The organism is Undibacterium sp. GW821-FHT07F11 (genome assembly GCF_059418665.1).
This window is the reverse complement of record NZ_JBWKQH010000003.1, coordinates 20379-36541: the sequence shown is the minus strand read 5'-3', so window position 1 is coordinate 36541 and position 16163 is coordinate 20379. Positions and strand designations below refer to the sequence as shown.

The window sequence follows — 16163 nt, the reverse complement described above, 5'->3', positions numbered from 1 at the left end:
CATTAAATCCAGCTCATTCAATGAAAAAGATTTTAAGTGATGATTAATTCCAATTACGTTCATAAAAAAAAGAATCAAGAAAGTGATTGGTTTTTAAGCAGAAATTTGATCGTTTAAGACGAGAAGATGAAAAAATGATTAAAGCTGATTGCAGATTTTCAACGCATTTTCATGCGATGCAGCATGCAATAATAGAAATAAAAAACATCAAAAAAACAAAGCGAAAAATGGGATAGAGTTTGTCAAGTCCTTAAGAATAAGGCCAGATAAGGCATTCAAATTCCCTCATTAAGAAATGCAGGAAACAAATAGCTGAAATGCCCCGTGACTTACTTGCCAGCACCTTGCACTGCCAACTCGCGCAAGATATCGAGCATGGCTTGTGCACCTGGTGACAAGCGATGTTGCTTTCTGGTGACAATACCATAGGCATCCATACGCAATCCCAGATCAAATGGGAGCACAGTCAACAGATCAGAATCAAGATAGGTGCGGATCAGGTCTTCCGGTAAAGCCGCCACCATATCACTGGCCATCAATAAACTCGTAATCACTGGCAGCGATAGGGTCTCTACCGTTTCTATAGGTTGATCAAGACCATGAGACAAGAACAGTGAGGTCAGGCGATCGCGCAGAATGCTGCCACTCGGGGGAAGTATCCAGGCCTCTTTCGCGAGATCATTCAGAGTCAATTTTTTACGCAATGCAAGCGCATGCTTGCTACGTGCAATCAGGCTGTGAGGCTCATCGGTCAAGGGCTCAAAATTTAATTCCGCGGCAGATTCAGAATCAAGGATACGTCCTATCACCATATCCAGCTCACCTGCACGCAAACGCTGTATCAGTATTTTGCTGGTATCAACTTGTATGGCAACATGCAAGCGCGTGTGGCGTGATTTAAGCAGGCTTACTGCTTGTGGGATAAGATTCGTCGATGGAGTCATAACCGAGCCTATCGAGACAAAGCCACTTAAACCTGACAACAACTCCATGACTTCCTGGTGGGCGGCATTCATTTCTGCCAGCGCCGCACCTGCCCTGCGTATCATGATCTCGCCATACCAGGTCGGTGATATCCCGCGTGGAAGACGCTCAAACAACTGTACACCCAGAGCATATTCCAATTCTGTCAGCAATTTGGATGCCGCAGGCTGAGTCAGATGAGCAGCCTCAGCCGCATGAAAAATGGAACCGTGGCGTCCCAATTCAACCAATAACACCAGATGACGTGTTTTCAGATGGGTACGGACAAAACGGTCGGGGCTGGAATTGCTCATGGCTTCAGCAGTAAAGACTAAGGTCAATCATGATACAACTGTGACCGCCCCCCATCAATCAAGATATCGGTGGCATTGATGAAACGTGCTTCATCACTAGCAAGAAAAACCGCCGTATAAGCGACCTCTTCAGGCTCACCTATGCGACGACAAGGCAACAAGGAGGCTTGTCGTTGTTGTTCTGCTACTGGATCAGGGCAACTGGCAAACCAGGATTGTATGGCTTCAGTTAGTATCAAACCAGGTGAAATGGAATTAACTCGTATTCCGCGCGCTGCATACTCCATACCCAAAGACCGCGTCAGGCCTATCAAAGCATGTTTGGCAACTGGATATGGGAAACATCCCGGTATGATTTTATGCCCATGTACAGAAGCGATATTGATGATACTGCCAGCACCCTGTTCAAGCATGAACGGCAAGACGGCGCGGGTAGTATTCCAGGCACCTTCCAGGTCGACAGAAAAACAACGTTGCCATTCTTCATCTGTCATTTGCAAGGGGTCAGAAAATACATTCATGCCTGCATTGTTGACCAGCACATCCACTTTACCAAATCTGGCTATCGCCTGGTCTACCAGGGTTCGCATGGCACTGGCATCAGCGACGTCTGCCTGAACAAAAAGACTATGCTCAGGCCCAAGCTCAGACGAGATACGTTCAGCAGCGGCATCATGATTATGACTATTCAATACAACGCGCGCGCCTTGCTGCACAAAAAGGCGTGCGATAGCTGCGCCTATGCCCAAGGTAGAGCCAGTGATGATAGCGACTTTGCCATGCAATCTTCCGGGCACCTGAGTATTATTGACTGGTGAGGACATTATGATTTGCGCGCAGACCGGCTTTTTAACTGGTCCAGCAATACAGCAGCCAACAGAATGAAGCCGCGCATCAGGTATTGATAGAAAGCGTCTACATCCAGCAAGTTCATGACGTTCTCTACCGTACCCATAATCAGCACACCGACCAGTACCCCGGTGATTCTGGCTTTTCCACCTTGCAGGGATACGCCACCCAGTACGCAAGCGGAGATGACATCAAGTTCAAAACCTTGCGCCGAATTTGGTTGGCCACTGGTGATGCGGGATGCGAGTATCAGGCCAGCCAATGCAGTCACCAGACCCTGCAACAGAAATATCCAGATACGCAAGCGTTCAACCCGGATCCCTGCAAGGCCTGCGGCATCTGGATTACCACCAATCGCCAAAGTGTTTCTGCCAAATACCGTGTGATTGAGCAGAATACCAAATATCAAAAAACAGGCCGCAACAACCAGCACCGGAAACGGCAATCCCAAAATACGGCCATCACCAAAACTGATGAACGCCTCATTGGAAATACCCACTGCCTGGCCTTTTGAAACAATGAAAGCCAGACCACGCACCATCAACATGGTAGCGAGTGTAGCGATCAAGGCATTCACCCGCAAATAGGCAATCAACACGCCATTGCCTGCACCTATCAATGCACCAGCTAGCAAACCGCCACCAACCGCAAGTGTGATACTGCCGGTACGTTCAAGGATGATCGCCCCCAGCACGCCAGTGAAGGCAATGGTCGATCCTATGGACAAATCAAAATCACGTGAAGCAAGACACATCATCATTGTACAGGCGACCATGCCTATCTGTGCCACGGAGAGCATCAACCCGACAATATTGGTACCTGAGAAAAAATTTTCTACTGTGAAGGACAACACAATAAAAAGTAAGGCATATGCCAATGGCATACTCTGCTCATGCAACCAGTGCTGGGTCGTCTTCATACTGTTGTTCTGTCTCGGTTTTATTTGCTGAACTACTGTTTCATCATCTGTCTGTGCAGGATTAAGGGAAGACATGAAAAATTCCTGTAAAAATTATGCCACTTGCAAATCAGGCAGCGCCAGTTGCAAAACTGCTGCTTCATTTGCCTGGCTGCGCTCAAGTTCGCCACTGATCTGCCCTTCACGCATGACTATGACGCGGTCGCAAATTCCCAATACTTCAGGCAATTCACTTGACACCACAATCACACAGCAACCACGCTCGGCGACTTCATGAATGATGCGATAGATTTCATTTTTTGCGCCCACATCTATTCCACGCGTTGGTTCGTCCAGTATCAGTACCTTCAAACCTGGTTCTGCCAGCCATCGGGCAAGAATCACTTTTTGCTGATTGCCACCTGACAGCAGGCGAATTTCTTGTTCGCGATTCGGTGTCTTTATTTTTAACCTTTGAATAAAGCGATCAGCCAGTTCTGCTTCATGTTTGTGTCTTAAAAAAAGACCCACCAACAAGCCATGACGGCGACAACTGATATTGATGTTTTCTGCGACGGATGCATCTGCCAGAATACCTTGTTCTTTGCGGTCTTCAGGGCACAAGACTATGCCTGCCTCTATAGCTGCGGCTGGCCCATGATCAGGTACATTGACACCATCCAACGTCACACTGTAACCAGCACTTTTCTTGTCGGCACCATATAAGAGCCGCATTAACTCGGTGCGGCCAGCGCCAACCAGGCCAAAGAAACCAAGCACTTCACCACCGCGCACACTGAAATTTTGAGCTACTTTTAGCGTCTCGCCTTTCAACTGCTTTACCACCAGCCTTTCAGACTGTAGTTGGCGTGGCCGGTAATCGTAAATATCACTGAGTTCACGTCCCACCATGTCGTTGATGAGTACATCCCGTGGCACATCGGCCATTACCGGATGGGTGACGATTTTTTGACCATCACGAAAGATCGTGCAGGTGTCACAGAGAGCGTATAACTCTTCCAGTCTGTGTGAAATATAGATGATGGTGCGACCTGCTGTACGCAGATCACGTATCAGACGGAACAGAATTTCGCTTTCGCGATATGACAAACTGCTGGTAGGTTCATCGAAGGCAATAACCTGTGCGTCCTGCAGCAAGGCCTTGCATATTTCTGCCATTTGCCTTTGTGCTATCGACAAATCACAGAGCCGGGCATCCGGATCGAGATCCACGCCCATTTGTTGCAAACGCTGGCTTACCTGGCGCCGTGCTTCAACCCTGTTCACGAAACCCAGCTTTTGCGGCAAGCGTCCCAGTAGCAGGTTTTCTGCCACCGTCAGTTCAGGGACATATTGCAACTCCTGATGAATGACTGCGATGCCCGCTGCGATGGCATCACCGGCAGACGAGAAATGACAAGCGCGTCCATTCAACAACAAGCGCCCGCCATCCGGTTTGTACTGACCACCCAGTATTTTCAAGAGTGTCGATTTACCCGCGCCATTTTCGCCAAGCAAGCCATGTACCGTACCCGCATGGGCTTCAAAGCTGACGCCATTAAGTGCTTTCACACCCGGAAAATATTTACACACATCTTCAAACTGAAGAGATGGAGCCTGAGATGATGACATGAGCGACTGTATCCTAGAGTCCGAATTCTGCACGTACATCGCTCTGATTGCGACGTGTCATCAAGACACCGGTAGTCAGTGTCAGTGGCGCAGGAGCCTTGTTTTCAGCTATCCATTTATACATGTTCACTGATGTTTCATAACCATGACGCTTAGGACTGATCAGTACGGTGCCATAAAATCCAGTTGGATTGGGTTTGGCAAATTCATTCAATGCGGTTTTGCTGCCGCCTATGCCTATGCCTATCACGGCATCACTGCGCAAGCCCCTGCCCTCGGCTGCACGCACTGTGCCAAGAACAGCTTCATCATTCATTCCAAAAACCAGCCAACGCTTGAATTTTGTTTGTTTGGTCAAAGCGATATTGGCAGCATTGAAGGCACTTTCTGTATCCGTTTTTGCCTGTGCTGCATCCACAATATTGGTTGCCGGGAAACCCGCAGCCTTTAATGCATCTAATGCCCCCTGAGTACGTTCACGAGCCGTAGGTAACTGATCAAATGCCATCCGCATGGCACCGACTTCAGCCATATTCCAGCCACGTGATTTCAATTCTTCTACCAGCCCCTGCCCAACCTGCTTGCCAATTTCATAGGCCGAAATACCCATGTGCGGAATAGATGCTATTGGCTTGCCACTACCATCGACAAGCTGGTCATCGACCGACATCACTTTCAGGTTATTTCTTTTGGCGGCACGTTCAACCGCCATACCCAGTTTGACATCAGGCGCACAAATCACAAAACCCTGGGCTTTTTGCGCAGCCAGGTTATCTATGGCAGCCATCATTTTCTCACCATTAGCCACGCCTATTTTCACCAGGGAAAACCCTTTTTCCTTGGCAGCCTGTTCTGCATAACGCCATTCATCCTGAAACCAGGGTTCTTCAGCCTGTTTCACCAGAAAACCTATTTTTACAGGATCAGCAGCCTGCGCTGCCGATATTGCTGCAAGACTGAAACAGCCAACAGCTAAAGTGGTGCCGATGACACTCAAGAGCTGCGCACTTACTTTTTTTATTGCGTTTTTTATCATCATTGTCTCTTTATTGTTTTTGGGGCTAAGGGCAATACAGAGCCAGCATCACTGTCATCAAACAAGACATCTGCTACTGCCAACGGTGCATCCATCTGCATCGCAAACAAGCTGCCAGCAGCCGGCATACGTAATAACTCTTCGGCACTCATTTCCTGGCGTGCGCTGCTGACCATGAGATAGTCGCCATTGGCGCCACCAAATGCAGGGCAGGTAGGATTTTTGGTCGGCACGGATAGTCTCTGCAGGCAATGCCCATCCGGCGCGTACTGGGCAACACTGCCAGCGCCCCACTCTGCATTCCACAGGCATCCATTACTGTCAATGACAGAGCCGTCTGGATAGGCTTTATCGCCTTCCGGTACGGCAAACAAACGGATATTACTAACACTGGCAGTTTCAGCGTCATAATCACATTGTTGTATGCGACGACTTAATGTGTCGGTAAAGTACATGATCTTGCCATCAAGGCTAAAGCAAATACTGTTGGCAATTGCTACGGCAGGCAAAGCCAGCCGGCGCAAACCATAAGGCATGGAAAACTGGTAAAAACTGGCAATAGGACGTTTTTCTGGCGCTTCATTCATGGTGCCAAATACGAAATAACCACGCCTGTCGGTACGCCCATCATTCACACGTGTGCGAGCTTCTGCCGGATCAACCGCAACCAGTGACTGCACCGCCAACTGGACTGCCGCAGTTGCACTCGCCGTCAACTGTGCAGATGAAGCAGGTGCTCCTGTATTTTTTGGCAAACTGGCAAAACACAGGCGCTTTGCCAAACCAAGCAAAATACGGCCAGAACGACAGTGAGCGAAAGAACCCAGGCGATCTGGCAATCTGTACGTGACCACAGCTTGACCAGGCTTCCAGGTTTGCAGGCTTGCGGCTTCAATATCGGTCCACCACCAGCTTTCTGTGACACCATGCCAGCTCAGGCCCTCACCCAAAGTGGCAGAATGCGCGACGGCCTGTTGCAGACTGCTCGTTTTGTCACTCGATGATGCAATATGAGAAAGTGGCATGACTTCTATAGGTATTCTGTGTAAAAATTATGTTTATTGCTAATAGATGCTTGCGTGCCAGCGATCCTGATCGCCAGCAAATTCTTTTCAATACAGACAATAAAATAACAATTCCAACTATCCCGAACAAATATGAATTTTCGTATTATGTATATGAATTTGGCATAGCTCCCAATTTAAATATCAAGAATGGTTTTTCTCCACGCCTTCCCTGATCGTTCTGACAAAATTGCGTGCCTGCACCCTTACTGCTGCAGCATCCATCCCTGGCTTATACAGGGCAGACCCCAGACCAAATCCACTGACGCCAGCCTTCAAGTAAGCCTGCATATTGTCCGGAGTAATCCCACCCACAGGCAAGAGACGCAAGCTGGCTGGCAAGACGGCACGCATGGCGCGTACTATCGGTGGCGTGACCAGTTCAGCGGGGAAAAGCTTGACCGCATCTGCACCTGCGTACATGGCAGCAAATGCCTCCGTCAGTGAACTGGCACCTGGCACGCAATACAGGCCCTGGGTTTTGGCTTCCTTGATGACCTGAACATCAGCGTGCGGCATGACGATCAAGCGCCCACCAGCGTCACGCACCTGACGTACGGCATCCGTACTCAACACCGTGCCAGCTCCCACCAAGGCATCTGCTGGCAGGCAACGGCTCAATATGCCTATCGATTCGAGCGCAGAAGGTGAATTCAGCGGGACTTCTATGATGCGGAAACCGGCTTCATACAAATCAGTGGATAGTGTTTCCACTTCTTCGGGGCGTATGCCACGCAAGATGGCAATCAAGGGCAAATCAGCAAATGCCTGATCGAATGTGGCGGGGATGGTTTTCATGAAATTCTTCCAGATTGCGTGGATGTCTACATTCAGGGTTGCAGCATGCCAGCCGTAACTGCCAGATGCCATAAACCCGCTGGTGCAGTATTGGCCAGCACTGCATCTGGTTTGACACCCAGGCGTGAAAAAGCCAAAGTGTATCGTGCGCAAAGAGAGGCATCGCCTATTACTATCAGTGGTGCATGTACCAGGCCACGTTCTGAGCGCCAATGCAAACCGGCCAATAATTCATTGGCGATCAACAAGCCAGACAGATAGTCAGCCAGTCCACCAGGTGCCATATCACCCATCAACCCCAGAGTGCGCACACTGAACAATTGATGGCTCAAACCCTGGCCCATCATCTTGCGGGCGGCATCCAGGCCAGCAATGAAGCTGGCATCGTCAATTTCACCATGGTCCGAAGGCATCAGGCGGCCAAGGACTGAATGCTGCTTAAGCACGGCAAACAATTCACCTGTCACGTGCGTGGCAAAAGCATGCACTTTTCCATCTACAATACTGGCCCATTTCGAATGCGTGCCTGGCATGACTATGCATGACTGGCCAGCCCAGTCTGGCTGTCCTTGCAGTGCACCAACAATCTGGGTTTCTTCGCCACGCATGACATCAGGTGCATCGCCGCGATATAACAAGCCCGGCACAATACCCATGCGTGAAGGCACAGAGCGCAAATCTCCTGCATCTATAGATAGGATATTGATAGCAATATCCCGTGCATTTGCCGGACTTTGCACATACGGCACTTCTTGCCAGCCATGCTTGCTGCCGACCATGCCACAAGTCAGCAATGGAGCATCAGGCCAACTTGCCAGCCAGTCGCCCGCCAGTTCCTGCAGTACCTGCACATAAGCTGCTTGTCTGCCCTGCATGACAGAAATACCCGAAGCCGCTTCCCGGCTATCGATAAGCTGACCATTTTGTCCAATCGAGAAAACCCGCAAGCCTGTACTACCCCAGTCAATACCGATCAGGCTGACATTTTCTTTCGCGTCCAAAGGCAGAACTGCCTTGCTTTGTGTGGTATTCATTTCTACCATTCCGCAACACTGCCGTCAGGATGGCGCCATAGCGGATTGCGCCAGTCAGGGGCACGCAGGCTGGCTTCTTTTACGCGTTCTTCATCAATTTCCACGCCCAGGCCAGGCTTCGGCAAGGCGGCAATATAGCCATCGGTAATCCGCACGTCTTCGCGATTGATGACGTAATCAAGCAGCTCTGCATCCTTGTTGTAATGGATACCCATGCTTTGCTCTTGTAAAACTGCGTTATGGGCGACAAAATCCAGTTGCAAACAGGCTGCAAGCGCAATCGGCCCCAAGGGACAATGCGGTGCCAGGGCAATATCGTAGGCTTCTGCCATTGCGGCAATTTTATGGCATTCGGAAATACCACCAGCATGAGACAAATCAGGCTGGACGATGGCAATGCCCCCCTCCTGGAACACCCGTTTGAATTCAAAACGCGAATACATGCGCTCGCCCGCGGCCAGCGGTATTGAGGTACTTTCTGCCAGGCGCGGATAATATTCTGCCTGCTCTGCCAGCACCGGCTCTTCCACAAACAAGGGGCGGTATGGCTCCAGAGCGCGCAACAAGACCTTGGCCATGGGTGCTGCAACACGACCATGAAAATCAATGCCAAATTCGATCTGGTTACCAAAGGCACCGCGAATTTCAGCAATACGCCCCACAGCTGCATCGACTGCCGCCGCGCTGTCGATGATGCCAAATTCTTCCGTGCCGTTCATCTTGAAGGTATCAAAGCCGGCTTCACGCAAACGACGAATATCGGCAATCACGTCAGCAGGTCTATCACCGCCCACCCAGCTATAGGTCTTCATGCGGTCACGCACCAGGCCACCCAGCAACTGATATACCGGCACGCCCAGGGCTTTGCCCTTGATATCCCACAAAGCCTGATCAATTCCTGCCATGGCGCTCATGAGAATGGCACCACCACGATAAAAACTGCCGCGATACATGACTTGCCAAAGGTCATTGATGCGGGCCGGGTCTTGGCCTATCAGATAGGGGGCAAATTCCTGCACCGCTGTTTCTACAGTGCGGGCCCGCCCTTCTATGACAGGCTCGCCCCAACCAACGATGCCTTCATCGGTTTCTATCTTCAACAACATCCACCTTGGAGGAACACGGTAAGTAGTCAGTTTTGTTATTTTCATGACGCAATGGCTAAGCAAATGAAGTCATGAGTGTAGATGGGCACTCATGATAAGAAATATGAATTAACTGGCCCAAAGTATATGAATTTGGAATAGCTGCTGACATGACCAGGCAAGCCAGGTCCGTACCAACCTGCTCAACATCAGTCAGGATCGCAGAGCGTATTGCGGAAGACAGGCTCGACGCTGATACACAACTACAGGCTCTCTCGCTCTACCTGTTTGCGCTGGATATCTGCCAGCCCACTACAATCTTTCACAGAAAAATCCTTCACGTCCTGCAGGCTAAAACCTGGTGTTCCAGATCGAAGCGGGAAATTCACCCGCCCAAAATAAGCACGACTTACATCATGCAAAACAAAGGCTGACCTGCTGTCTGGTTGCGCATATTTGATATCCACATGATGCAACTCCAGGCTATTGACGTGACGGGCAAACAATGCATGCGCAGGGCTGAGGCCAAACATGCTGGGTTCGGGATAACTACTGGCATTTTCTGGCGGATTGGCAGCTACTTTACCAAGCTCACCACCGCCCTGATGCAAGACATGCATATTACTGATACGCACATCTTCTATAGGATAGCCAGGCACACCACTGATGATGGAGGCATAGCGTGAATCGGCGCCCGACACTGTGATATTGCTTATATTGATGCGCCTTATGGCACCAGTCGTTGCACCATCAGGGGCTCGCAAGCGGCTACCAAGACGGATGAATATGGGTGGATTGGTCAAATCACGCATGGTCAGATTGTTGACGCTGATATCCTCAATAATGGCACCGTCGACGCTTTCTATAGCCAGCCCACGGCAGCGCTCAAACACACAATTTGAAATTGCAATATTACGGAAACCGCCGTTTGACTCTGTACCTAGCTTGATGCGCCCAGCCACGCCTTCTTTATCTGGCGCAAATTCTTGCTTGCGCTGGAAACTGCCATCCAGGAAAGTGCCCAGATCAAAGCCAGAAACCTGGCAATTAGTGATGCTGATATTTTCGGTAAAGCGTTTGTAGCCCAGTGCGTATGAACTTTTCAGGCATATCGCGTCATCATTGGGGGAATTGATACTGCAATTAGAGATATGAACATTACGGCAACAATCTATATCAAAGCCATCCCTGTCGGTATCGACTTTTAAATTATCTATCGTCATATTGTCAGCGGCTGTTGCCAGCAAGGCGAAGTGACCGCCATTGAAAATACTGATGTCACGCAAGATAATGTTTTTACAGTTTTTAAGGGCAATCGCTTTATTGCCCTTGCCCACCATATCAGCACCATAAGTCTTGCCATTACCACGCTCACCATGCGGATCGCTACCGCCAAGACTGAGTGGCATATCACCAGGCTTGGCAGTGCGGCGCGGCCCAGGCCCGGCATGCGTTAAACCGGCACCATAGATGAGTCCGCTACCCAAAATAGCGATGTGTTCAAGATTTTCGCCCCAGATCAGACTATTGTGCCAATGGCTATGCCCAAAATCTTGATAGGCATCCCATTCGTTTGATTCTGCCTCATCGTAACTACCACCATGTCTTGCAGGGTCTGCAGCAATCAGGGTGGCACCAGCATCCAGATACAGAGTGACATGACTTTGCAGGCGAATCGAAAAACTCAGGTATTTACCAGCCGGGAAGTATACTGTTCCACCACCTGCTGCCGCAGCAGCCTTGATAGCGCGATTGATGGCATCAGTATCAAGCTTCTTGCCATTGCCGCTGGCACCGAAACCCCTGACATTAAAATTACCCACCAGATTGGTGTTGGCAGCTGCTTTCCCTTGCGCCATCACTGGCAGCACATATATGGGTAGCGTGGCAGCTATAGCTCCTGTGCCGAACATGCGCAAAAGGCCACGTCGCAATGGCGATGATGTCTGTTTATTCAATCTTCTTGTCTCCAACTGATCTTTTTAATGGATTTGACATAGCATTTTTTCTTTTTATCCATGCAAAATATCAATTGAGATTACCATTAAAAAACGAGGGTACATCTGGTCAAAATGTTCAACTTGATGATTAATAGTGAGCAAATCCCTGAGCAATTCGCATGAAAAGCATCAATTATTCTGATCTGATCTGGTGGATAAGATATTGCACACTCTGAATTGCTTGAAAAAAACGAAAGCAATCTGCTATTGCTCATCAGCGTGATTACATCACTCCCTGCTGTTGACATGCTTTACCGCCAAATTGATACTCGAAATAATAAGCTGCAGTCTTAAATATGAATGTAGCCATAAAAACAGAGACATCTCACACCAAGTCCAAGCAAATCAAGCTACCAGGCCAGATGGACAAGGTTCACCGCCCGGTGTGGGCATTCATCTACTCATTCCCAATTCTTTGTTTGACTATGGTCAGAAGGAAAACGATGAACTCAGTAGTACGATTAGGATTGACTATGCTGGCATTGACGTGCAGCGTAAGCTTGGTGCAGGCGCAGGCGCAGGCACAAAATACAGTACAACCTCAAAATCCGCCACAAAGTTCCCCCATCACCGGTGATGCCCTGATGGACAGTTTCGGACTGACCAGTACCAACAAGGTGCAGACCAATAATACTGTTGCACCGCCAAACGCCAACCCCAAAGTGATTCCGCTCAAAGGTGACACCAGTTTTCTGATGTCAGCCTTTCCTTCTACATCACAAAACAAACTCAGCCTGTTCACTTCTTATGACGGCATAAGCTTTGCACCACTTGCCTCCGAAGCCTATACACCACCACAGGGCCTGCTGCGTGATCCATCAATTTTGCATGCAGATGATGGCTATTATTATGTGATTTACACGACCGGCTGGACTGGCGATACCTTTGGTGTCGCCAAAAGCCGCGACCTGCGCCACTGGCAGCACGTGCGTGACGTACGCCTGCAATTGCCGGATGCGAATGCCAAAGTCAGCAATGTCTGGGCGCCTGAATGGTTTACAGACAGTGATGGCTCGGTCCACATCGTCGTTTCAGTATCAACTCAGGGGACCAAGGGCCCCTTTGGTGCCTATGTACTGCATGCCCTGGACAAGACATATGCCAATTTCTCGCAAGCCCAGGCTATGGCAGGTCTGCAACATAATTACATTGATACCTTCACTGTCAAGGATGGTTCACGCTATGTGGTTTTCACCAAAAATGAAACCAGCAAGTACATAGAAATGGCGACCGCCCCAGCTCTTGCCGGGCCATGGAAAGTGGAAAAAACTGGCGACTGGGCAGGCTGGGGCAAGCCTTCGGAAGGCCAGGCCCTGGTCAAGCTGAAAGATGGCGGCTGGCGCATTTACTTTGACGACTATACGACCAAGCATTACTGGTATTCAGACAGCAAGGACAATTTCAAAACCTGGTCAGCAAAGCAAGAACTGGGTGGCGTATCGGGTGCGGTACGCCATTTCACCGTCATCAGCGAACCGACCAAGGTCCTCGAGCAGGCCACCGCAGCCAAAGCCCCTGCCAGGAAGATCACCTGGGATAAACACTCGCTGATGATAGACGGCAAAAGGGAAATGATCTGGGCCGGTGAATTTCATCCCTTCCGCCTGCCCAATCCCTCACTGTGGCGTGATGTCATACAGAAAATGAAGGCCACCGGCCTCAACACTGTAGCCATTTACTTTGACTGGGGCTATCACTCATCTCGCCCGAATCAATATGATTTTTCCAGCATACGTAATGTAGAACTGGCGATAGAAATGGCAGAACAGGAAGGCATGTATGTCATAGCCCGCCCCGGCCCTTATGTGAATGCAGAGCTGACACTGGGTGGTTTCCCCGGTTATCTGGCCAGGCAAAAGGCGATTGCCCGTACTGATGCTGCCGAATATATGCAGTCTGCTGATGAATGGCTGACCCAGGTTGATGCGATCATCGCGCGCCATCAAATCACCACTGGCGGTGGCACCGTGATTGCCTATCAGTTGGAAAACGAATTATCAAATACCTCGGATACGCATAAGCGCTATATGCAACACCTGGCAGACAAAGCCAGGGCGGATGGCATCAGCGTGCCGCTGTTCCACAATTCTGCCGGTCGCCTGCCTAACTGGACCCCACCCAATTCCAGCGCTCCTTACGCAGTGCCTGGCCCCACTGACTTGTACAGCTTTGACGGATACCCTGGCGGCGGCTGCACCAATACCAAAGAAATTGGCAAACCAAATGTCGTGCCTAACTGGGGTATGTATGGTGAAATCCCTGCCAATACAGGAACTGGGCCTGTCAAGATTGGAGCCCTCGCCTCTCCCAACACACCAGGCTTTGCAGCAGAAATGGGCGGCGGCTGGTTTGATTTCTGGGGCAGCGTCGGTACCTATGACTGTACCGCGCAGCGCACCGGGTCGAAATACGTACGCACATTCTATGGCGCGAATCTGATCAATGGCATTTCCATCCACTCCATCTACATGATGTATGGCGGCACATCCTGGGGCTGGCTGCCAGCGCAAGTGGTGTATACGTCCTACGATTATGGTGCAGCAATTGACGAAGGCCGTGGCTTGCGCGAAAAAGCCCTGACATTGAAACAGATGGGTCATTTTGTAGAAGCCGCAAAATCTGTGTTGAGTGCCATGGATAAAGGCGAGGCAATCACCGCTTCCAATCCTGCGGTCAGGCTGTACCACAATATCAGTCCGGTGAATGGCTCACGTCTGATTTTCGCCATCCATACCAAGACCGATTCCATCACGGAAGAATTATTCAGCTTCAAGCTCACTACACGTAATGGCAGCTACCAGATTCCGCAGGCAGGTACTTTGCGTATCAAGGACCAGAACGTCAAATTGCTGTTATCTGATTATGCACTGGAGCGCCAGCATCTGGTCTACACTACATCAGATACCCAGACCCACCTGCGACAAGACGAGCGCGATATCGCCCTGCTGTATGGCCGCAAGGGTGAAGATGGTGAAACCGTGCTGCGTTATAAATCAGCGCCAAAAGTCGAAGTACTGGAAGGTGCAGTCAATACAGTCTTTGATCCTAAAAACGGCGATCTGCGATTGAATTATGTGCACAAGGATTTGATACGTGTACGTATCAGTGGTGGCGGCAAAGCAGATTTATTGCTCTTGCTGGCAGATGATGAAACTGGACGCAACTTCTGGCGCCAGGAAACCTCGCACGGTACCGTCCTTGAGCGCTCGCCAGCACTGGTGCGTCAGGCCAGCGTGCAAGGCAGCACCTTGCACCTGAGTGGCGATACTCACGAAAGTAGTAAGCTGGACATATGGGCACCAAAAGCCGTCACGCACATTACCTGGAATACAGTCGCCATCGCCAGCAACAAGAATGTTGATGGCAGTTTGTCGACCGAGCCCCTGACTGGCCCTGCTGACATTGTTTTGCCAAAACTGATGCAACAAACATGGATGCGCCGCATGGATTCGCCTGAGGCAGCCAAAGTATTTGACGACAGCAAGTGGCGCAAGACTGACCTGACCTCTACTGCAGCCACTATCAAGACCACACCACCTGCTGGTCAACCCATACTCAGCATGAGTGATTATGGCTTTCACCATGGCGATGTCTGGTACCGAGGTTACTTCAAGGTTCAGACTAACAAACCACTGCCTGAACAATTGGAAATAAGCTATGGCGGCGGCGGTGCGGGCTTCATGCAGCTATGGCTGGATGGTGTCTACATCGGTGAAAATGAAATGCCGACTGGGAAACCCAAGCCAGACAACTGGGGCACAGCCAACTTCAAGCTGCCCGCCGAGGCATTAAGTGCAGGCGAGCATGTACTGTCTGTCATGGTCAGAAATAATTCCCATAACTGGGATCTGGCAGCGGACGATGAACATAAAGTAGCGCGTGGCCTGATCAGCGTGTCACTGACGCATGACATCAAAGAAAAATTTGCCACACCAATTTCCTGGAAAATCCAGGGTAATAAAGGCGGTGAAGAAATTGCTGATCTGGTACGCGGCCCCATGAATAACGGCGGCCTGTATGGTGAGCGTGCAGGCTGGTATTTGCCGGTTGGTGCGAAACCTGATGCCGAGAAAAAAAATAACGGTTGGGAAAAAACCAGCCCCGACGCTGCACCACCAGCGGCAGGTACTTACTGGTTACGTACCAATTTCAATCTGGATATGCCGGCTGGCCATGACGTACAACTAGGCCTGGCCATAGGTGATACCAGTCAGCCACGTTCTGACCGCAGAAATCGCGTCCTGATTTTCGTCAATGGCTGGAATATAGGGAATTTCATTTCCCATATAGGCCCGCAACGTCTTTTCATCCTGCCACCGGGCATATTGAACCCGAATGGTGAAAATACGCTTGCTTTGGCAGTCAGTACCGATGGCAAGCCTGCGAATGCGCTGGAGCCACTGGAATTGGTCAAGATACGCGCAGCCCGTGGTGGTGTACCGCTGGAACTGGTACCAAGCCCTTCCAATCTGCAACGCTGATGACAAACA

The 16163-nt window shown here is 50.1% G+C and carries 11 protein-coding genes; 1 reads left to right on the top strand and 10 read right to left on the bottom strand.

Annotated elements, in window-relative coordinates; translation table 11 throughout:
- Window positions 1–329: 329 nt before the first annotated feature.
- From AC07OI_RS07610 to AC07OI_RS07565, 10 genes are all read right to left on the bottom strand, one after another.
- The gene (locus AC07OI_RS07610; RefSeq protein ID WP_495256788.1) at window positions 330–1277 is read right to left on the bottom strand and encodes a LysR substrate-binding domain-containing protein; all 948 of its coding nucleotides are present in this window, start codon (window positions 1275–1277) and stop codon (window positions 330–332) included.
- A 23-nt stretch (window positions 1278–1300) separates the two neighbouring features.
- A complete protein-coding gene (locus AC07OI_RS07605) occupies window positions 1301–2101 on the bottom strand; it encodes an SDR family oxidoreductase (RefSeq protein WP_495256787.1) in 801 nt (266 codons plus the stop codon).
- The gene (araH, locus tag AC07OI_RS07600) at window positions 2101–3120 is read right to left on the bottom strand and encodes an L-arabinose ABC transporter permease AraH (RefSeq protein WP_495256786.1); all 1020 of its coding nucleotides are present in this window, start codon (window positions 3118–3120) and stop codon (window positions 2101–2103) included. The genes AC07OI_RS07605 and araH overlap by 1 nt, the downstream gene beginning before the upstream one ends.
- An 18-nt stretch (window positions 3121–3138) precedes the next feature.
- On the bottom strand, window positions 3139–4656 hold the full coding sequence (araG, locus tag AC07OI_RS07595; RefSeq protein WP_495256785.1) for an L-arabinose ABC transporter ATP-binding protein AraG: 1518 nt from the start codon (window positions 4654–4656) through the stop codon (window positions 3139–3141).
- 13 nt (window positions 4657–4669) lie between these two features.
- Window positions 4670–5692 carry an arabinose ABC transporter substrate-binding protein gene (locus AC07OI_RS07590; RefSeq protein ID WP_495257172.1) on the bottom strand — a complete coding sequence of 341 codons (1023 nt, stop codon included), beginning with the start codon at window positions 5690–5692 and terminating at the stop codon, window positions 4670–4672.
- Window positions 5692–6717 (bottom strand): SMP-30/gluconolactonase/LRE family protein, encoded by a 1026-nt coding sequence (locus AC07OI_RS07585; protein ID WP_492704193.1) that lies wholly within the window; start codon window positions 6715–6717, stop codon window positions 5692–5694. The genes AC07OI_RS07590 and AC07OI_RS07585 overlap by 1 nt, the downstream gene beginning before the upstream one ends.
- 183 nt (window positions 6718–6900) lie before the next feature.
- Window positions 6901–7554, bottom strand: a complete 654-nt coding sequence (locus tag AC07OI_RS07580; protein ID WP_492704192.1) for a 2-dehydro-3-deoxy-6-phosphogalactonate aldolase — start codon at window positions 7552–7554, stop codon at window positions 6901–6903.
- 32 nt (window positions 7555–7586) lie between these two features.
- Window positions 7587–8588, bottom strand: coding sequence for a 2-dehydro-3-deoxygalactonokinase (locus AC07OI_RS07575; protein WP_495256784.1), 1002 nt, complete (start codon window positions 8586–8588; stop codon window positions 7587–7589).
- A 2-nt stretch (window positions 8589–8590) separates the two neighbouring features.
- Window positions 8591–9739 (bottom strand): galactonate dehydratase, encoded by a 1149-nt coding sequence (gene dgoD / locus AC07OI_RS07570; RefSeq protein ID WP_495256783.1) that lies wholly within the window; start codon window positions 9737–9739, stop codon window positions 8591–8593.
- Window positions 9740–9936: 197 nt separating this feature from the next.
- A complete protein-coding gene (locus AC07OI_RS07565) occupies window positions 9937–11631 on the bottom strand; it encodes a rhamnogalacturonidase (protein WP_495256782.1) in 1695 nt (564 codons plus the stop codon).
- Between the two features lie 485 nt (window positions 11632–12116).
- On the opposite strand from AC07OI_RS07565, the gene AC07OI_RS07560 reads away from it, so the two are divergent.
- Window positions 12117–16154: a beta-galactosidase gene (locus AC07OI_RS07560; RefSeq protein ID WP_495256781.1), complete on the top strand. Its 4038-nt coding sequence runs from the start codon at window positions 12117–12119 to the stop codon at window positions 16152–16154.
- Window positions 16155–16163: the final 9 nt, after the last annotated feature.

Excerpts from the sequence above, each read along its gene's own strand:
- AC07OI_RS07610 (WP_495256788.1), bottom strand. The coding sequence starts at position 1,277 with ATGAGCAATTCCAGCCCCGACCGTTTTGTCCGTACCCATCTGAAAACA.
- AC07OI_RS07605 (WP_495256787.1), bottom strand. The coding sequence starts at position 2,101 with ATGTCCTCACCAGTCAATAATACTCAGGTGCCCGGAAGATTGCATGGC.
- araH (WP_495256786.1), bottom strand. The coding sequence starts at position 3,120 with ATGTCTTCCCTTAATCCTGCACAGACAGATGATGAAACAGTAGTTCAG.
- araG (WP_495256785.1), bottom strand. The coding sequence starts at position 4,656 with ATGTCATCATCTCAGGCTCCATCTCTTCAGTTTGAAGATGTGTGTAAA.
- AC07OI_RS07590 (WP_495257172.1), bottom strand. The coding sequence starts at position 5,692 with ATGATAAAAAACGCAATAAAAAAAGTAAGTGCGCAGCTCTTGAGTGTC.
- AC07OI_RS07585 (WP_492704193.1), bottom strand. The coding sequence starts at position 6,717 with ATGCCACTTTCTCATATTGCATCATCGAGTGACAAAACGAGCAGTCTG.
- AC07OI_RS07580 (WP_492704192.1), bottom strand. The coding sequence starts at position 7,554 with ATGAAAACCATCCCCGCCACATTCGATCAGGCATTTGCTGATTTGCCC.
- AC07OI_RS07575 (WP_495256784.1), bottom strand. The coding sequence starts at position 8,588 with ATGAATACCACACAAAGCAAGGCAGTTCTGCCTTTGGACGCGAAAGAA.
- dgoD (WP_495256783.1), bottom strand. The coding sequence starts at position 9,739 with ATGAAAATAACAAAACTGACTACTTACCGTGTTCCTCCAAGGTGGATG.
- AC07OI_RS07560 (WP_495256781.1), top strand. The coding sequence starts at position 12,117 with ATGAACTCAGTAGTACGATTAGGATTGACTATGCTGGCATTGACGTGC.